Annotated in this window: 18 protein-coding genes; 5 read left to right on the top strand and 13 right to left on the bottom strand. The window is 65.7% G+C overall.

Annotation, left to right across the window (positions count from 1 at the left end; translation table 11 throughout):
* Positions 1-40 precede the first annotated feature (40 nt).
* Positions 41-331: a GNAT family N-acetyltransferase gene (locus AC1DYM_RS16535; protein WP_477340152.1), complete on the bottom strand. Its 291-nt coding sequence runs from the start codon at positions 329-331 to the stop codon at positions 41-43.
* A 120-nt stretch (positions 332-451) separates the two neighbouring features.
* On the opposite strand from AC1DYM_RS16535, the gene AC1DYM_RS16540 reads away from it, so the two are divergent.
* From AC1DYM_RS16540 to AC1DYM_RS16555, 4 genes are all read left to right on the top strand, one after another.
* On the top strand, positions 452-877 hold the full coding sequence (locus tag AC1DYM_RS16540) for an OsmC family protein (RefSeq protein ID WP_159892135.1): 426 nt from the start codon (positions 452-454) through the stop codon (positions 875-877).
* A gap of 60 nt (positions 878-937) precedes the next feature.
* Complete coding sequence (locus AC1DYM_RS16545) at positions 938-1,900, top strand: CorA family divalent cation transporter (protein ID WP_477340155.1); 963 nt, start codon at positions 938-940, stop codon at positions 1,898-1,900.
* Between the two features lie 4 nt (positions 1,901-1,904).
* Positions 1,905-2,828 carry an oxygenase MpaB family protein gene (locus AC1DYM_RS16550; protein ID WP_477340157.1) on the top strand — a complete coding sequence of 308 codons (924 nt, stop codon included), beginning with the start codon at positions 1,905-1,907 and terminating at the stop codon, positions 2,826-2,828.
* A 260-nt stretch (positions 2,829-3,088) separates the two neighbouring features.
* On the top strand, positions 3,089-4,162 hold the full coding sequence (locus AC1DYM_RS16555) for a GGDEF domain-containing protein (RefSeq protein WP_477340159.1): 1,074 nt from the start codon (positions 3,089-3,091) through the stop codon (positions 4,160-4,162).
* Positions 4,163-4,247: 85 nt separating this feature from the next.
* On the opposite strand, the gene AC1DYM_RS16560 is transcribed toward AC1DYM_RS16555, so the two are convergent.
* The 5 genes from AC1DYM_RS16560 to AC1DYM_RS16580 all read right to left on the bottom strand — a co-directional run bounded on the left by AC1DYM_RS16560 (position 4,248) and on the right by AC1DYM_RS16580 (position 9,019).
* Positions 4,248-4,799: an alpha-ketoglutarate-dependent dioxygenase AlkB family protein gene (locus AC1DYM_RS16560; RefSeq protein WP_477340161.1), complete on the bottom strand. Its 552-nt coding sequence runs from the start codon at positions 4,797-4,799 to the stop codon at positions 4,248-4,250.
* Positions 4,800-4,842: 43 nt separating this feature from the next.
* A complete protein-coding gene (gene sodC, locus AC1DYM_RS16565) occupies positions 4,843-5,385 on the bottom strand; it encodes a superoxide dismutase [Cu-Zn] SodC (RefSeq protein ID WP_477340163.1) in 543 nt (180 codons plus the stop codon).
* Between the two features lie 269 nt (positions 5,386-5,654).
* Complete coding sequence (locus AC1DYM_RS16570) at positions 5,655-6,359, bottom strand: pseudouridine synthase (RefSeq protein ID WP_477340165.1); 705 nt, start codon at positions 6,357-6,359, stop codon at positions 5,655-5,657.
* Positions 6,356-7,414 (bottom strand): class I SAM-dependent methyltransferase, encoded by a 1,059-nt coding sequence (locus AC1DYM_RS16575; protein ID WP_477340167.1) that lies wholly within the window; start codon positions 7,412-7,414, stop codon positions 6,356-6,358. The genes AC1DYM_RS16570 and AC1DYM_RS16575 overlap by 4 nt, the downstream gene beginning before the upstream one ends.
* Before the next feature lie 51 nt (positions 7,415-7,465).
* Positions 7,466-9,019 carry a protein adenylyltransferase SelO gene (locus tag AC1DYM_RS16580; RefSeq protein WP_477340207.1) on the bottom strand — a complete coding sequence of 518 codons (1,554 nt, stop codon included), beginning with the start codon at positions 9,017-9,019 and terminating at the stop codon, positions 7,466-7,468.
* A 106-nt stretch (positions 9,020-9,125) separates the two neighbouring features.
* Here AC1DYM_RS16580 and AC1DYM_RS16585 point away from each other — a divergent pair, with 106 nt between their 5' ends.
* On the top strand, positions 9,126-9,758 hold the full coding sequence (locus tag AC1DYM_RS16585) for a hypothetical protein (protein WP_477340169.1): 633 nt from the start codon (positions 9,126-9,128) through the stop codon (positions 9,756-9,758).
* Here AC1DYM_RS16585 and AC1DYM_RS16590 read toward each other — a convergent pair.
* The 7 genes from AC1DYM_RS16590 to AC1DYM_RS16620 all read right to left on the bottom strand — a co-directional run bounded on the left by AC1DYM_RS16590 (position 9,743) and on the right by AC1DYM_RS16620 (position 18,660).
* On the bottom strand, positions 9,743-11,419 hold the full coding sequence (locus AC1DYM_RS16590) for a putative bifunctional diguanylate cyclase/phosphodiesterase (RefSeq protein WP_477340171.1): 1,677 nt from the start codon (positions 11,417-11,419) through the stop codon (positions 9,743-9,745). The two genes, AC1DYM_RS16585 and AC1DYM_RS16590, sit on opposite strands and share 16 nt — an antisense overlap.
* 84 nt (positions 11,420-11,503) lie before the next feature.
* On the bottom strand, positions 11,504-13,783 hold the full coding sequence (gene gspD, locus AC1DYM_RS16595) for a type II secretion system secretin GspD (protein WP_477340173.1): 2,280 nt from the start codon (positions 13,781-13,783) through the stop codon (positions 11,504-11,506).
* Between the two features lie 186 nt (positions 13,784-13,969).
* Positions 13,970-14,962: a YVTN family beta-propeller repeat protein gene (locus AC1DYM_RS16600; protein WP_477340175.1), complete on the bottom strand. Its 993-nt coding sequence runs from the start codon at positions 14,960-14,962 to the stop codon at positions 13,970-13,972.
* A gap of 157 nt (positions 14,963-15,119) precedes the next feature.
* A complete protein-coding gene (locus AC1DYM_RS16605; protein ID WP_477340177.1) occupies positions 15,120-16,019 on the bottom strand; it encodes a type II secretion system minor pseudopilin in 900 nt (299 codons plus the stop codon).
* Complete coding sequence (locus tag AC1DYM_RS16610; RefSeq protein ID WP_477340179.1) at positions 16,016-16,678, bottom strand: prepilin-type N-terminal cleavage/methylation domain-containing protein; 663 nt, start codon at positions 16,676-16,678, stop codon at positions 16,016-16,018. The genes AC1DYM_RS16605 and AC1DYM_RS16610 overlap by 4 nt, the downstream gene beginning before the upstream one ends.
* Entirely contained in the window at positions 16,675-17,208 is a 534-nt protein-coding gene (locus tag AC1DYM_RS16615; protein WP_477340181.1) for a type IV pilus modification PilV family protein, read from the bottom strand. Before AC1DYM_RS16615 ends, AC1DYM_RS16610 begins: the two co-directional genes overlap by 4 nt.
* Before the next feature lie 36 nt (positions 17,209-17,244).
* Positions 17,245-18,660, bottom strand: coding sequence for a substrate-binding domain-containing protein (locus tag AC1DYM_RS16620; protein ID WP_477340183.1), 1,416 nt, complete (start codon positions 18,658-18,660; stop codon positions 17,245-17,247).
* Between the last annotated feature and the right edge of the window lie 47 nt (positions 18,661-18,707).

Here is an 18,707-nt window from a genome sequence, read left to right on the forward strand (position 1 = left end):
CCCAGGTAGGAGCCGATTCATCGGCGAAAGCCCGGTCGCCTCACGCCAGCAGATGGGCGTACTCAGGATTCCGCTTGAACCAAGCCTCGGCATACGCACAAGCCGGGTCAATCTTCCAATGCTGCTTCTCCGCGGTTTCCACCGCGAACTTGGTCAGCAGGGCCGCGATGCCCCGACCGCCCACCGGCGACGGCACGCCGGTATGGGTGATGCTCATGATCTTGCCCTGCAGCCGGTACTCCAACTCGCAGTCGTAGCCATCCACGGTGGCCACGAACAGCTGGTTGGCGGTGTCGTGACGGATCTCAAGCGGTTTTGCCGTATCGCTCATCGTTCTCTCCAATCAAGGCAGGGCGACCCTTCGCATTATGTGGATGCATCGGCCGGTAACGTCCGTGGATCAGCATGCGCGTGTTCGAAGCGGCATTCCATCACCAGTGAGGAGAGCATCATGCAAAAGTGGGGATCAGCAGTATGGCAAGGCGGGATCAAGGACGGCCAGGGCGTCATTTCGAGCCAGACCGGTGTTCTTAAGGAAGCCCCGTACGGGTTCAAGTCCCGCTTCGAGGACGGCCCGGGTACCAATCCCGAGGAGCTTCTCGGCGCCGCGCACGCCGGCTGCTTCAGCATGGCGCTCTCCGGCTTGCTCAACGCCGCCGGCCTGACCGCCGACAAGATCGAGACCAAATCCACGATCACCCTGGAGAAGGACGGCGACGGCTTCACCATCACCAAGGCCCACCTCACCGTAAAGGCGAAGGTGCCCGGCACCGACCAGGCCGGCTTCGAGGCCATCGCCAAGCAGGCCGAGCAAGGCTGCCCGGTGTCCAAGGTGCTCAAGGCCACCATCACGATGGACGCGACGCTGGAAGGGTAAACTGCCCGCGCCACCGGCCTTGCCGGTGGCGCTCCCCGGTTGCCAAGGACACCCTCCCACGTGCTGATCGTTCACGAACACGGCAATCACACCGGCCCGGTCACGTGGTCCGCCGAGATGGGCAAGCCGAAGGCGCCGATCTGGATCGACCTGTTCGACCCCAACGAAGACGAACGCCGCTGCGCCGCCGAGATCACCGGCCTGCGCGTGCCCGAGCGAAGCGACATCGTGAACCTGGCGCTGTCCAGCCGTATCCGTACGGACGACGACGCCATGTACCTCTCCATCCCCTATTTCGCCGACACCGATAACGGCCACTACCCCGGCCCGGTCGGTATCGTCGTGACCAACCACGTGCTGATGACGCTGCGCTTCGCCGAATCGCCGGCGTTCAAGCTCGCCAGCGACAGCTGCCACGAGCATCGTTGGGAATCCAGCGCCGACGTCCTCGCGACCCTCATCGAAGCCATCGTGAACCTCTCCGCGCAGCGCATGGAAGACGTCTCGGCCGAGCTGAAAAAGCTCTCCGACCGGGTGTTCACGCCGGAACGGCTCGGCACGCCGCTGCTGCGCGACATCATGCTGGAGATCGGCAGACTCGAAGGCCTGCAGGCGCGCAACCGCTCGTCCATGCTGGGCGTGCAGCGCATCGTCTCCTTCGTGCGCGCCAAGAAACCGGAGTGGATGTCCGACACCGTCGAAGTACGCCTGCGCGTGGTCGACCACGACCTGCGTACGCTGGACGAGTTCGACGACCAGCTGACCAACAAGCTGCAGTTCCTGCTGGATGCCACGCTCGGTTTCATCAGCACGGACCAGAACCACGTGATGAAGGTGCTGACGGTCGCCTCCGTTGCGACCATTCCGCCGATCATCCTGGCCGGCATCTGGGGCATGAACTTCAAGGACATGCCCGAGCTGAACATGCCCTACGGCTATCCGATCGCGCTGGGCGTGATCATCCTCAGCACGATCCTGCCGGTGTGGTTCTTCAAATGGCGCGGTTGGTGGTCGGGAGACTGAGCCCATGACGGCCTTCGCGCGGCTGCTCCGACCGGCGTCCGCGCCGATCCGGCGCTGGGTGCTCACGGCCTTTCCGCGCCCACCCTCCGGCGGCATCGATTACGAGCACCCCGCGGGCGACCCCGGCCTGTTCGGCCCCTCCAGCGTGACCTGGCGCATGCATTCGGATTTCTGCGGCATGCTCGCCGGGGGCCTCTGTGCGCTCTACCTGCAGCTGCTGCATCCGCGCGCCCTGGCCGGCGTGTGGGATCACTCCAACTTCCGCGAGGATCTGGTCGGCCGCCTGCGCCGGACCACGGCCTTTGTCGGTGCGACCACCTACGCCCCGACCCACGACGCCGAGGCGATGATCGAACGCGTCCGCACGATCCATGGCCACGTTAAGGGCCTGGACGAGGCAGGCGTCCCCTACGCCGCCGACGATCCGGACCTGCTCACCTGGGTGCACGTCAGCGAGATGTCGAGCTTCCTCGCCGGCTACCGGGCCTACGGGCCGATGGCCGTGTCCGCCGCGGTGGCCGATGCCTACCTCGATGAGACACGTCGCGTCGCCGAAGCGCTGGGCGCACGCGATGTCCCTGGCTCGGTCGCCGAGATGGATGCCTACATCGCGCGCGTCCTCCCCTCGCTAGTGTTCGGCGAGCGGTCGCGGGTCGTACTCGAGGTGCTCGGCCGGCTGGATCTGCCGGTGCCGATGGCCGGGCTGTCGCGCGACCTGTTTCTGCACGCGGGTGCCGCACTGCTGCCGGACTGGGCCGCGTCGTTACTGCAGCGGAGCGACGCCGACCTGCGTAAGGCCAGGCTGGCCCGCGGCACCTTGCGCGGCATGGCCCCGCTTTTCCGCGTGGCGCTGACCGAGGGGGTCGCCTCGCGCTCCTGCCGTCGGGTGGGCGTCGACCCGGGGTTGCTGTCGCACTGGCCGTCCTAAGCCCAGCGCCCTACCCCACTTCATCACGTTCGTGAAGGCTGAAAAACGGAACGGGTTCTCACTTTCCTTAGTTTTTGCCGAATATGCTCTAAAGTTATCGGCCGCGACGCCGCTAACACCTTCGAGGTTGCGCGGCGGGGAATCGCCGCAGTGACACCAACACAGGGCGCGCATCACGTGCGTCCGACTCGGGGGAGGATGGGGTCGGTGACAGCCAGTTGCTCACATAGCGGACGCCAGGTCGTCGGGATCGTGGGGCCATGAGGTCGCCGTGGCATTCGCTTGCCGGCGGTCCGCCGGAGTCGCGCCTGCTCGCCTCCGTGGCCGAGTTCACTCACCACCGCGACATCGATGCGCTCGACCACAGCCTGGTGCTGTCGCTGGCCGAGCTGATCTCGGTCAGCAGCGTGACCCTGTGCAAGCGCGGCGAGAGCCTGCAGCTCCCGGTGGACTCGATCGTGGTCTGCTCGCGCAACGACGCTGGCGCCTTCGTCGTCGAAGCCCTGGATCCTTCGCGAGACGGCGATCCGATCGACACGATCGTCTGCGCCATGGAAACCCTCGAAGCGATCAGCGATGTCACCGAGGACGGCACCTGCCGCCTGGTCATCCCGATCCAGCGCGACCATGCGGCCATCGGCGCCCTGATGCTGGAGTCGGAAGACTCGCTCGACGGCGTGCGCAACATGGTCGAAGGCTATGCCCGCATCTACGGCAACTACATCGCCCTGCTCAACGAGAGCGAGCGGGACAAGCTCACTGGCCTGTACAACCGGCGCAGTTTCGAACAACGCCTGCAACGCCTGCTCAAGCTGCAGCGCCAGCGTGCCCGCGCCGCGGCCAAGGGCGAAGACGAGCGCCGCCTGCCCTTCGAGGCCGATGTCTCGCAGATCTGGCTGGCCATCCTCGACATCGATCACTTCAAGCGCATCAACGACACGTACGGCCATGTCTACGGCGACGAAGTCATCCTGATGCTTGCCCAGCAGATGCGGCACAGCTTCCGTCAGAGCGACGTGCTGTTCCGTTTCGGCGGCGAAGAATTCGTCATGCTGATCGCTGCGCAGGACGAACGCGTCGCGCACATGGCACTGGACCGCTTCCGCCACTTCGTCGCCGAGCATGCGTTCCCGCAGGTCGGCCACGTCACGGTCAGCATCGGCTACGCGCGCATCACCGAGAACGACTACCCCGAGATCGTGCTCGACCGCGCTGACAAGGCGCTGTATTTCGCCAAGGAAAACGGGCGGAACAGCGTGCATGGTTACGAGGCACTGACCGAGCGCGGTGAGCTGGGCGCCGCGGTAGCCCTGGGCAGCATCGACCTTTTCTAGTGCTCCTTGTGGGAGCCGATTCATCGGCGAATGGGTGCTTGCCGCAGTCTGGCCCGCTGCCGCGGGATCGCCGATGAATCGGCTCCTACCGAGCGGGGGGCGGTCTTACCCGAAATGCCAGGCTGATCCTCGGCCCCACCTCGCCGCGCGCCTTGGGGATCCCATGATCCCAATGAAACTGCGTCGCATAACTCATCGTCAGCAGGCTGCCGGGCTCCAGCTTCACGTCGAACTTCCGCTTCGGCGACTCGCGCTCGCGCAAGGTCATCGTCCGCGTGGCACCCAGCGAGAGCAGCGTGATCGGCGCGCCCTCGGCCAGTTCCTCGATGTGATCGTTGTGCGGCGCCACGCTGTCGCGTCCATCGCGATAGAGGTTCAGGCCCACCGAGGTAAACGGGGTACCTGTGGCCGCGACAACCTCGCGGCGCGCATCGCGCAGCACCGGTGGCAAGTCGGGGTCGTCCAGTGCGTAATGCTGCACCAGCCGTGGCACATCCACGTCGCGGCCATACATCTCGCGTCGTTTCGCCTGCCACGGAACCTCGGCCAGCAACGTAGCGAACCACGCCTCGGCCGCCACGACGGAAATCACGCCAGGCTCATACGCGAACCGCCCGTGGTCGTCATCGACGATCACGAGCGGTTCGGGAGCGAAAAGACCGCCTTGCGACATTCGACCCTTACTTGATCACGCCGCAGGCGATGCGCGCACCGCCGCCGCCGAGCGGCGCCGGCTCGTCGGCGTAGTTGTCGCCACCGGCGTGGATCATCAGCGAATGGTCCTTCAGCGTGGCCAGGCTCTTCAGGTGGGGCGCGGTGACGGCGGTGGTGTCGGTGCCATCGGCACCCACGGTGATGCGTGGCAGATCGCCTTCATGGCCCATCGCGTCCGGACCTTCGTGCTTGCCGGTCTTCATCGGGTCGTAGTGACCGCCAGCCGCGAGGGCCGCACCCTTCTTGCCATCCTTCTCGCCCGGATCGCAGCTGGCCTTCTCATGCAGGTGGAAGCCGTGCTCGCCCGGCGGCAGACCCTTGAGGTTCGGGGTGAAGACCAGGCCGCCTGCGGACTGCGTCACGGTGACCGTGCCGACCGAGGCGCCCGCGCCATCGGCGGTGACAGCCGTCATCGGGACGACGACGCTCTTGTCGACTACCTGGGCTGCTTGGGCGACGGTACCGGCGAAGAGGCTGGCGACAGCGACGGCAATGGCGATTTTGGTCATGGAGTGCTCCTTGGGGTCATGAGGACTTCCGGATACTGCACCCTGCGTGGACAAGGCGTCCACAGGCCGACAACCGCTCCGRTAGGAGCCGATTCATCGGCGATCCCGCGGCAACGGGCAAGCTCTCTGTAGGAGCCGATTCATCGGCGATCCCGCGGCAGCGGGCAGCTCTCTGTAGGAGCCGATTCATCGGCGATCCCGCGGCAGCGGGCCGGGGTGAGGCGARCACCCGTTCGCCGATGAATCGGCTCCTACCACAGCCGGCGGCGTCAAGGGCCAGCGAAGATGCGTGCGGTGTCTTCCGCAGTTAGCTGACGCCACTCACCAGAAGCCAGGCCGTCAAGGGTCAGGCCACCCAAGGCGACGCGCTCCAGGGTTTCCACGTGGTTGCCGATGGCGGCGAACATGCGGCGGACCTGGTGGTAGCGACCCTCGGTGAGCGCCAGACGAATGTGGCGGGGACCGAGTATTTCGAGGGTGGCCGGCTCCAGCGGGTCGGTCTCGCCGTCCAGCATCAACGTACCCGCCGCGAACGTGGCGGCTTCATCCCCGCGCAGGTCTTCGGCGAGCGTCGCCTCGTACACCTTGGCCACCGAGGACTTCGGCGAAATGATCCGGTGCAGCAAGGGGCCGTCGTCGGTGAACAGCAGCAGGCCCGAGGTCTCGCGGTCGAGACGACCCACCGTCGACAGGACCGGATTGCGGATGCCGTAACGCGGCGGCAGCAGTTCGTAGACAAGGCGACCGACGTCCTTGCGCGAGCACGTGTAACCGGCCGGCTTGTTCAACATGATCAGCATGCCGGCCGGCGGATCCAGAGGCTCGCCTTCGAAGCGCACGTCCGCATGCTCGACCTTGTCGTCGGCATAGAGCACCTCACCCGAGGCGTCGGTGACGACACCTTCGCGGAACAGCGCGGCGACTTGTTTGCGGCTGCCATAGCCGAGGTTCGCCAACAGGCGCACGAGTTTCATCGACGAGGCTCCTTCGCTTCGATCACTTTGAACCCGTCGCGCTCGGCGACGGGTCGAACATGGGTGAAGCACGCTTCGAGCGTGGCTTCGTAGGGGAGATGCCGGTTGGCGACCATCCAGAAGCGACCCTGCGGCGACAACGCGCGCGCAGCGACCGCGATGAAGGCACGTCCCAGTTCCGGCTGGTCGGCGCGCCCCTGATGAAACGGCGGATTGGACACGATGGCGTCGTAGCCACCGTCGATGCCGTGCGTGACGTCATGCCAGTGCACGTTGGCGGTGACCGCCCTGCCCGTGGCGGCGATCGTCGTGGCGAGGTTCTGCCGGGCCGGCTCGATGGCGCGACCTTCCGCTTCGTAGAGATCGACGGCGGTTACGCCAGGATTCGTGGCGATGACGCGGCAGGCGAGATAGCCGAAGCCCGCGCCGAGATCGCCGACACGGCCCATGAAGTCGACGGGCAACACCGAGGCCAACAAGGCGGAGGCGATGTCGATGCGATCCCAGGCGAACAGGCCGCGACGGCTGAGGTAGCGACCCTCGTCGATCGGCAAGGCCTCGTCCAGCGCAAGCCAGGCATCCCGCAAGGACGGCTCGGGCGTGGCCCCAGGACGCGTCCAGAACACGCGGCATTTGTGCTTGGAGAGGTGGGACACCCCGCCGCAGAGTAGCGCGAGGTCGGCCTCGGCGGTCTTTGCGCCTTCCGCGTTCGGCACCGCCGCGATAACCACCCCGTCGGGCGCCACGCGCGTCGTGGCCTGCGCGAACAAGGCCCGCGACTCTTCGCGCTGGCGCGTCGGCAGGACCATGACGACGGCGAAGCGGCCTTCGGGAATATCCGCACTCACCGCGAAACCGGAGCGTGCGAGCGCATCGGCCGCTGGCTTGAACGACTGCTGCAACACCCAGCCGGGACGACGCTGCTCACGCACGACGAAGCCGTCGCGCGCCCGCAGGATCAGGACATCGCCGGACGCCGGCCACGCGAGGTCGCCCGTGGCGAACGGGACGAACAAGGCATCGAGAGCGGCATCGGAAGCGGAACCAGCGGACAACGCGAAGGCCTGAAAGGGATATCCGGGCCGCCGATTCTACCCCGTGGCGGGTCAGCTACTGCAGGAAAGCATGGAGCAGCCGACCCGATCGCGCGCCCATTCCGGCCGGCGACCGGCCAGATGATCCCTACCCGGCTGCTCGTCGTAGGGCCGACGCAGGGTCTCCATCAGCTCGTGGAGGGGCGCGTAATCGCCCCGCTCCGCGCTGTCGATCACCTGCTGCGCGAGGTAGTTGCGCAATACGTAACGGGGGTTGCTGGCATGCATCAGGGCCAGCCGTTCCGACGCCGGCGACGCCTCCGCACGGACGCGCTCCGCATAGCGCTGCAGCCACGCACCCAGCGCCTCCTGCGTCGCCACCCGTTTCTCATCCTCGTAAAAAGCGGCCCCCACCACGCCTGGATGCGGCGCATCGAGATCGAGCAACGCGAGGTCGCGGTAGAAGATCGTCATGTCCATGCCGCCCAGTGTCAGCAGGCCGCGGAGGTCGGCGACCAGCGCTTCGTCGCCCTCCTGGGCGGTGACGAGGCCGAGCTTGGCCGCGGAGAACGCGGCATCGGTGGCTTCGAACACCTCGACGTAGCGGTCCAGGCCGTCCTGAAGCGCCTCCACACCAGTGAACAGCGGCGACAGTGCCTGGGCCAACCGCTGCAGGTTCCAGTACGCCACGCGTGGCTGGTGGCCGAAACGGTAGCGCTTGTGCGCGCGGTCGGTGGTGTTCGGGGTCCAGTCGGGGTCGAAGTCATCGACCCAGCCGTAGGGGCCGTAATCGATGGTCAGGCCGAGGATGGACATGTTGTCCGTGTTCATCACGCCGTGCACGAAGCCGACGCGCATCCAGTGCGCCATCAGGCGCGCGGTGCGCTCGCAGACCTCGGCGAAAAAGGCGGCGTAACGTGCCTCCCCGTCCAGCCCGGCGAAGGCCGGATAATGTGTGGCGATGGTGAAGTCCGCCAGCTTACGCAGCAGTTCCACGTCGTTACGCGCCGCCGGCAGCTCGAACGAACCGAAGCGGATGAACGACGGCGCGACGCGGCAGACGATGGCCCCCGGCTCCAGCGCCGGGTTACCGTCATACATCACGTCGCGAAGAACCTCGTCGCCCGTGAGCACGAGGGACAAGGCGCGGGTGGTCGGCACGCCGAGGTGGTGCATGGCCTCGCTGCACAGGAATTCGCGGATCGACGAACGCAGGACCGCCCGGCCATCGGCGCCACGCGAGTAAGGCGTGCGACCGGCGCCCTTCAGCTGCAGTTCCTGCCGGCCACGGTGGGCGGTGAGTACCTCGCCCAGGCCCAGCGCGCGGCCGTCGCCCAGCTGGCCGGCCCAGTTGCCGAACTGGTGACCGCCATAGGCCATGGCGTAGCCGGTCATGCCCGGCAAGCGCGCGTTGCCGGAGAACACCACCGCAAAATCCGGCGCATCGGGCGAGACGCCTAGCATGGCCGCGACCTCGGTCGAGACGGCGACCAGCCGCGGCGCCGCCACGGGCGTAGCCTCCACCCACGAGAACGCCGCGCCGACGACCTGACGCGGACCGTTGGACATTTCGGGGTCGGCCGGCAACTCGCGGACGAAGGCATTGTCGAAGCGCAGGTCTGTCATCGGCATCAGGGGTAGGACGTTGTTTCCAATATCCGGGCGTTCGCGGCGCATGCAAGGGCGTCAACTCGTGCAAACTAGCGCCCCTGCTCACCTCGACCTGGCCCTCATGCGTCCGACTCGCCTCCTGGCCATCCTGCTTGCCGCTGCCCTGGCTTCCGCCGTGGCGGCCGAGCCCGTGAGCGTTCCGCGCAGCGACAAGACCCTGGTCGAGATCATCAATTCGACCATGGGCACCCTGCCCAACGCGGTGGATTCCCTGTCCAACAAACTGCCGGGTGGACTGCACGCCACGGCCGACGCGCCACCGCTCATCGTGCGCAGCGTTCCCTTCGTCACCCGGGACGGCTACCGCGTCAGCGCCTTCGAGGCGCGCGGTTTCAACGAGGGAGGCGATGTGCCGATGGTGCGCTTCACCTCGATCCAGCTCGAGCAGCGGCCCTGCTTCGCGCGCAGCGGCCTGACCGAAGCTTTCCACGTGGCGACCTCGGAAACCAGCCTGCCCGCCGCGCCATCGATGCTGCCCAACCGCTACATGGTCATGCAGATGCCCTGGGGACGGCTGTCGTTCGGCAGTTCGCAAGAAAGTGGCGGCTGCATCATCGCCATCGTCGGCGACGCCACCGGCGGCCTGGTGGATGCGCATACACCGTTGCCGCTGCCGCAGCCCACCACGATGCCCGGCATGCCGGATCTTCGGCGGACCTGGCCGATGCCCGCGGACGCCTATCCGGCCGAATAAGCCGGCACGGACACCGGGTACGGGCCGATGATCCGCTCGATGCGGTCTTCGGGTACCGCCGGCGAGAACAGGAAGCCCTGCAGCTCGTCGCACCCGGCCTCGCTGAGGAAGGCACGCTGCTGCTCGGTCTCCACCCCTTCGGCCACCACGCACAGGCCCAGCGCGGCGCCCAGGTTGGACACGGCCCGCACGATGGCGGCGGAATCGCCGGCCTGGGTCGCGTTCTGCACGAAGGACCGATCGATCTTGACCTTGTCGACCGCGAGGTCCTTGAGCAGGGTCAGGCTGGAATAGCCCGTGCCGAAGTCGTCCAGCGAGATGCGCACGCCGGTCCGGCGAAGGCGCCTGAGCAGCTGCACCGCCGCACCATCCGCGTTGACGATGGCGGTCTCGGTGATCTCCAGTTCCAGGCGCTTCGGCGGCAGGCGCGTCTCCAGGAGCACGCGCATGACCATGTCGGCGAAGCCTTCGTCGCGCAGCTGCACGGCGCTCACGTTGACCGCCACGAACAGGTCGTCGAGCTTGGCCACGCGAGCGCATGCCGTGCGCAGGACCCATTCGCCCAGCTGACCGATCAGGCCGGTTTCTTCCGCCACGGCGATGAATTGCACCGGCGAGACGACGCCGAGGGTAGGATGCCGCCAGCGGGCGAGCGCCTCCAGGCCCACCACCTTGCCGTCCGCGCTGCGGATCATCGGCTGGTAGTGACAGCTCAGGCCCTCGCGGGTGAGCAAGGCCTCGAGCAGCGCCTTTTCGATGTCGCGGCGATGGGCCAGCGCTGCGTCCATGGCCTTGGTGTAGACCACCAGGCGGTTACGTTTCTTCTTCGCCTCGTACAGGGCGCTGTCCGCCTTGCGCGCCAGCTCGCCGGCAGCGACGGCATCGGTATCGATCGCGACCATGCCGATCGACGTGCCGATGAAGGTGGTCGTCGAGAGCACGTCGAACGGCTCGCCGGCCAGGAGCAGGATGCGCTCGGCAAGCGCGTGCGCATCGAGGTCGCCGTGATCGTCGACCAGCAGCGCGAACTCGTCGCCACCGATACGCGCCACGGTGTCGTCGGGGCCGACCACGCTACGCAGCCGCGCGCCGAACTGGACCAGCAACTCGTCGCCGATCAGGTGTCCGTAAGCGTCGTTGACCTTCTTGAAGCCGTCCATGTCCAGGTAGAACAGCGCCGAACGCAGGCCGCCGCTGGCCGCCCGGCCGATCGCCGCGTCGAGCCGGCTGAACAGCGCCGTACGGTTGGCCAACCCGGTCAGGGCGTCGTGGCAGGCAAGCCAGCGCACGTGCGCCTCGGACTCGCGCAGCTCGGTGATATCGGTGACCGAGGCCAGCACATGCGGTGCGCCCTCCAGGTCGATGCAGGTCTTGCGGGTGAGCAAGGTGCGGACGTGACCGTGCGGGTCGGTCACCGTCTCTTCGGTTTCCACCACTTCGTGGCTGCGCAGCACGGCGTCGTCACCGGCTTCGAAGCGGGCGGCCTGGTCGGGTGGGAACAGCTCGGCATCGGTCTTGCCGAGCACGTCGCCGGCGTTCAGGCCGAAGTACTCGCAGCCCATGCGGTTGACGAACACCCAGCGGTGCGCCGCATCGCGCACGAACATCGCCGTGGGCATCAGCTCCAGCACCGTCGACCAGCCGGCCAGATCCTGTATCAAGCGAATCTCCCCCCGTCAGGAACACGCGTCCAATGTGAAACGCGCCCCGTGATGTGGGTGTATGCACCCTCCGCCACCCCGAGGTCAAGGTGTGGCGGGTTGGGTCAACGGCCGCAGTGACTCGAACTTGCGCTGGTACTCGTCGGTGACCTGCTTGGCCTCGTCGCCGTTGGTGATCACCCGGGGGGTGATCAGGACGATCAGCTCGGTGCGAGTCCGCGTGCGGCTCGTCGTGCCGAACAACCGGCCGAATATCGGTATCTGGTTGAGCCCCGGGATGCCGGTATCGGTCAGGGCGTCGTTCTGCTTGATCAGGCCGCCGAGGAGCACCGTCTGCCCGCTCTGGACGGCCACCTGGGTGGCCACCTCACGCTGCTGGATCGGGAAGTTGCCGGTCGTGGTGTCCTTGATACCGGGGCTGCTCACCACCTGGCTCACATTGAGGTARACCAGGCCACCCGGATTCACGCGCGGACGCACGTTGAGGATCACGCCRGTGTCCTTGTATTCCACCTGGCCGATCGTGTTGTCCGTGTTCGCGCCGGTGTTGACGAAGGTCTGGGTGATCGGGATCTGGTCGCCGACCTCGATGTGGGCCTTCTGGTTGTTCAGCACCACCAGCGACGGTGCCGAGAGCACCTTGGTGTTTCCGTTCTGCTCCATCGCGTGAAGCGCAACAGAGATGTTGTTGTTGACGAAGGAATAAAAGAGGTTATCGCTGGCGCTGAGGGTCGCACCGCCACCGCCGAGCGCGTACTGATGTTTGTTGCCCGGCTGGGTCGGCTGACCATTGGTCGTGCCGGTCAGGCCTTCGAGGTACCACTGCACACCAAACTCGAGATCGCCGCTGAGGGTGACTTCAAGGATGCGTGTCTCGATCTGCACCTGCATCGGTACGGCATCGAGGCGCTTGATCGCCTGCTCGATCTCGGCCCACTGCGCCGGACGGCAACGGACCATCAACTGGTTGTTCGCGTCCACCGAGGTGATACGCACGCCATCGTCCGTCGTGGTCGAGGAATGCCGGTTACCCGCATCGCCGCCGCTGTCGTCGGACGAACCGGAGCCCGCACCGAGACCCGTCGTGCTGCTGCCGCCGATGCCCGTGCTGCTGCCGCCCAGCCCGCTACCGGAGCTCATGCCGGTGGTCGAGGTGCCCGTCGACGAACCCGTATTGCCGAAAGCGCCCGTGGTACTTCCGATGCCGGAGCCGCCCCGATTACCCAGATCGCTGTCGCTGCCGCCCAACGTGCCGGAGCTCAGGCCGGGGCCGACCTTGCCGCCCCTGTCGCCCGAACGGCCGCCACCGGATCCGCTGCCGTAGATGTCCGAAAGGTAATCGGCCATGTCCGAGGCCTGCACGTTACGCACATCCACCACGTAGAGCTGCGGCTCGTTACCGCCACCACGATCGATACGGTCGATCCAGCTGCGCACCTCGTCCAGGTAAACCGGCTGCGGGCTGAGCACCACCAGCGAATTGGTCCGCTCGATCGGAATGAAGCGCAGCATGCCGGCCATCGGCGTATTGCCCTTCTCGCCGAAAATGCCTTCGAGCTTCGGCGTGAGGTCCTTCACCTGGGCCCGCTGCAGGGCGAACACACCGACCGACATGCCACGCAGCCAGTCCACGTCGAACGTGGCGACCGTGCGCTGGTAGTTGTCCAGTTCGCTCGGCGTGCCGGCCATCACCAGGACATTGCGGGTGGGGTCGGCGAGCAGCACGGCGTCGGCACGCGCGAACGGCTTGATCAGCTTCTGCATCTCCGTCGCGGAGATGAAGTGCAGCGGGAACAGGCGTGCCTGCAGACCACCGGCGGGTGCCGTCGCGCCGATGCTCGGCACGAGGTTGCCGGCGACGGCGTCCTTCGCCGGCATCACCACATAGCGGCCATTGCTGTGGACGAGTGCATTCCCCGTCCACGAGAGCAAGGTCTCGAGGATCGGCAAGGCCTGCTCGGCCGTGACCGGCTGCGAGGTGGAGAAGGACACGTTGCCCTGCACGCCCGGCACGATCGAATAGTTCTCATGTAGCAGGTCGCCGAGGATGGCTTTCACCACCGACTCGACCGGCTGGTTCTCGAAATTGAAGGTGACTGTACCTGCGCCTTCGGCGACCGGCTTCGGCTTGGCCAAACCGACCGGCTTAATGAACTCGCCGGTACCCGTCGTCACCTGCGGCGCCGTGTTGGATGGAACAGACGGATTGGTCGACGGCGCGATTTTCGCCTTCGGTGCCGGGAGCTCGGTACCCGCCATGGCTTCGCGTTGCAGTGCGCCATCATCGCGGGGCTGGGGCAGCGTAGAGCAACCTGCCAGGGCTACCGCGAGCGCCGTGGCGCCGATCGTAAGAAAACGCGTCATGCAAGAACCATCATGGTTATTGAAGCCTGCGAGATTGGGGGGTGCGTGTTGCGACCCCATGACGCACTGTTGCATGGGTTCGCGCGAACCGGCAACTCGCCCCTAAAAGAAACGGCCACCTCCGAAGAGATGGCCGTTCGCTTTCGTGGCTCTTCCCGGCCACTGCCGCCGTCACTGGCTACATCGTTATTCCGGCTGGGTCGCGACCGCGGCCGGCGAATTGCCGACATTGACCGTGGCGACCACCGTGTTCTTGAACGGATCGATCACGGAGACATTATTCGAACCCGTGTTGGTGACGTAGACCCGACCGGAATTTCGACTGACTGCGACCGACTCCGGCGAATTACCGACGACTACCGTGGCGAGCGTCTTCTTGCTGAACGGCTCGATGACCGAAACCGTGTTGTCGGCAACGTTGGAAACATACACCGGCGTGCCGACAAGGCTCGTCGCCACGTCGAAAGCTCCGTTGCCTGCGGCGATCGTGCCGACGACCTTGCTGCTGAGGGTATCGACGATGGCGACGTTGTTGGATCCGATATCCGGCACGTAAAGGCGCGCGCCCAGGGGGCCGACGCCCAGGCCGAACGGAACGCCGTTCACCGACACCGTGGCGGTCACCTTACCCGCGCGCGTGTCGATGACAGAGACGGTGCCGTCGCCCACGTTGCCGGTATAGACACGGGCGCCACCAGGACCCGCTGCGATGCTCAGCGGAGAGCTGCCGACCGCGATCTCGCCGACCACCGAATTGGTGGACGCGTTGATGACGGAAACGGTATTGGCACCGGAGTTGGCCACATACACCTTCGAGCCATCACCGCTGACCGTGACGGCGGCGGGGGTCGAACCTACCGCGACGTTGGCGGCCACGATATTGGTGGCGGCGTCGATCACGGAGATCGTGTTGGACTGACTGTTGGCCACGTAGACGTGGTTGCCGTCAGGACTGACCGCGGCAGCTACCGGGGTGAAGCCGACCGTAATGGTGGCGGTCACACCGTTGGTGTTCATATCGATCACGGAAACGGTGTTGTCCGTCTGGTTTGCAACGTATGCGTGGTTGTTGTGAGCAGCCGACGCAGGGAGCGCCACGCCAGCCATGAGGAGCGGGAGAGCGCAGCGAGTCGCGGACGCGAGCCAATGGCTCTTGGACGCCGAAAGTTGAGTCGTCATGGAAAACACCTCGGTAATGGGTTTCGGTAATGGATCCTGTGCGCCGTCGAGACCCGTCGTCGTCCACCCAAGCGCGCGCCGAGAGACGCTATCGTGCCGTCGTGACCATTTGGCGATGCCCATATCTCAGCTGTCGTGACGATATGAAGACGGTGTATCAGGACGCCGGTACCGGGCGGCCGCCCGAACGATTCGCTTCGGCCCCCGATTCGCGCCATCGAAGCACACGATACGAGCGGGGATCGCCAGGTGCGTTCTGAAGAGCCACCGTTGCCTGGATCCTCACAGCGACTCCATCACTGAAGGTAGCCGTCGAAACGATGGTGACGGTGCCGCTGGCAAGTACGGACGACTGAGCCGACCCCACGTTACCCGGGATCGCGGGAAGGCCGCCGTGTTCGGGGTCCATGGCGCGGATGTCCTCGACATAGGACTCGGCGGCTTCCTGTCCCGCTCCCGTCATCGCGACGACCACTTCCACGGGAGCGTGCGCAWGGTTCGGTCCCGACGTCGACCATAGCGTCAGCGTCGGCTCCAGGCGATCAAGCACATCCGAGGGCAGACCGGGAACGCGACGCAGCTCCTCAAGGCTGGTGAATCCGCCCTTGGCCAGAAGACTGTCGGCAAAGCGTTCCCCGCCATTCCCCCACTGGACAATGGCATCGCGCATACGCGGCATCCGCTCCGGATCGACACCCACAGCCTTCAACAAAGCGCCCAGCTGTTCGGGAGACGCCTGGTTGAGATTGAGCTTGCCATCCTCATCCCCTATGGACACCGATACGTCGGCGTCGCCTTCTCGCATGCGATACGTTCGTCCATCGACCGACCACCGTTGCGCGGGCTGCGCAGCGCGAAGTCGGTATGCCGCTTGCTCGATGCCGGCTTCCGCCGCGTAAAAGCCCTTCGTCTGAAGATACTGCCCGCGGGCCTGTATCCCTTCGACCCTGGCACTGCTGGCCAGGGCACCAAGGGTAATGGCGGCGAGCGTGCATCCCCACAGCACCACGAGAAGGGCGATGCCTCGTTGCCCTCGCCTGCATCGCAGCGGCCTCATGACTTCGACTGCGCAGCGACAAGGCGTGTATAGGCTTCGCGATCGTTCACGGCACCCGTGTCCATGCGCAAGGGCACCGTGAAGGTTGGCCAGCGGAGTCCCGGGCGCAACTGAAGTTCCACACCGATCATGGTCGGCAGGCGCTCTTCATAAGGCCACGATGTCTTCCAGGTCACCGGGTGGCCCTGATCATCCAATCCGCTGTAAACGATACGCCCCGATGCAATGTGCTCGACGAGTGTCTCGGGCGCAGTCGGCACGATCCCGGCTCCTGCACGCGTAGCAAGCGGTGCGAAAGACACCTCCAGGCGTTGGTCTCCCGATGTGCCGACTAACGAGAGCGTCTGCAACTGCAAGCCCTGAGCCGCGAGGTAACCCGGTCCGGGAGAAACGAAGGTGACTGTCTGTGCATCCCCACGAAAGACGACTGCACGCTGTTCCTTGCCCATCGACCACGGATAGGCCAGCGCACCCGAAAGCGCCCGACGCATATAGTTCTGCGCCGCCCGCATCTCATCGAGTCGCTGGGTGGCAGCAAGACTCGCATGAGTGGACCGCGCAATCGTATCCAGCGACGCCATCACGCCCAGGAGCAGGAGTGCCAGCAGCGCCAGCGCTGCCAGCGTCTCCATCAAGCTGAAGCCTGCCGAACGCTTCACGAGTCCCCCGCCGGCGACGGTGCATCCCGCGGTGGAACCTGGGATACCGTGCGCCGGGTCAGGAAACGTGCTGACGCCGCCCTCCCCTTTTCATTCCATTCGACGATCAACTCGATGCGATAGAGCCGCATCGGTGCCGTCGTTCTGATGAAGGTCTCGGACGAAGGTTCCGACACCTTCATCGTCCACCGGTACACATCGTCGAACCTTCCCTCGTGAACACCTGTGGATGGGAACTCGGTGACATATTGCCTGTCGAGCAAGCCGCTGGCCCACAATGACGCTTGCGTGTAACCGGACGCCCGTGCGTTGAGCGCCATGGAAGCACCGGCCGCCTGCATCAAGGCGCCAAAGCACAGCGCGAGCAAGAACATCGCGGCCAACGTTTCGAGCAAGCTGAACCCTCGCGAGCGCCTCTGCCGCATCGTGTTTCCCTCATTCGTTCCCAAGCATAGGGCGCGCTTGATTTCGTTCGCATGACGCGGCCGGCACCTCAGAAAGAAAGGGCCCCGAAGGGCCCTTTCGCTCATCCCTGACTCATCCGTGAGAGTCTTCTCTGTAGCGAATTACAGCGTGATGCAGGTGTTGATCTTGGCGTTGGCCACCGGCGAGTTCACGAACGCGTAGCCGGTGGTGCCGCCAGCCGGCGGAGCGATCAGCGTGGCGCCGACGCGGCGGGTGGAGCTGTAGGTGAACGACATCAGGTCACGCACGGCGGCGAGATCCGAACCGTTACCCTTCTGGTTGAAGATCAGGTTCGACACGGCAAGGATCGGGTAGCTGCCGGCGACGCCGTTGGCATAGGTCGTCGGATCAGCCGACAGCATGCAACCGGCGGTCGTGGCACCCGTGAGGGCCTGGACGTTCGGCGTACCCGGAACGAAGCCCGTGTCGATCGCCGAATGGAAGCCGTTGATGACCTTGTCCACCAGGAGCGTGCTGATGCTGATCGAGTTGGACAGGTTGGCGTACGGATCCTTACCGTTGACCTTGGCAACGCGGGTGGTCGACGACACCGACGTGTGCTGGAGGTTGGCGGCTTCGGCGTAACCGATGGCACCCGACGTGGCGCTGATGGCAGCCACGACACCCGGGTTACCGGTACCGGCAACCGAACCGGCCGGCAGGGTGAACTGGGCAGCGACCGTGGTGAACGCCTGGTCCGCCTGGAAGAACTTGCTCGACGGCAGGGCCGTGCAAACGGTGGCCAGATGGTTGGCGAGCGAGTACGTCGTGCCGCTGCCATCGCCACGATAGGCAAGCTTGAGGGCGAGGTTCGGCATCGCCGTCGTCGGCGCGGTGTTGAAGTCCGTTCCGCTCAGCTGGTTCCAGTTGGTGACCTGGCCCGAGAAGATGCGGCAAAGACCGGCATCGGCCAGATCGAGGGACGGGGCACCCGGCAGGTTGTAGGCAATGGCGACCGCGCCAACGACGGCCGGGAACTGCACCGGCTGACCATACTTGGTGGCCTTGTTACCGAGGTTGGTGCCATTACCGAACCAGTTGAACTCGGACTGCGACATCGGCGCATCGCTTCCCACGAAGTGCGGGTCGACGATGGAGGTGTCGCCGCCGAAGCCCGACGTCGCGCTGGCGGTAGAGCTGCACGCCTGACCGGCGCCGCCCCAGGTGGCTGTACCGTCGGAATGATCGAAGATCTTCTTGCCGCCGCCGCTACCCGTCTGGCAGTACGACACGAGGTGGGTGGGCGTGGTGTTGCCCGAACCCGACCAGGCGCCCAGGAGCGAGGTCGGATCGATGGCCGAACCGGTCTTGCCCGTGACGTTGCTGGAGAAAATAGTGGAGGGCGCGCCCGAAGCGACGAAACCCCAACCAACATAACCGCCGGCCGGCAGCGTGGCACCGCCGCCGCCCACGTTGGTGCTCATTGCAGCACCGGCAGCGGTCAAACCGAGCGTCATCAGGACGGCGCTAGCGAGGAGCTTGGCGCGGGTGTTCCCCATAGCATTACGCTTGAACATGGTGTTACCCCTAGTCGTTAGACCTCCTTTTGGAGGCGTTCCGATTA

This window comes from Luteibacter sp. P1_D3, assembly GCF_056406135.1.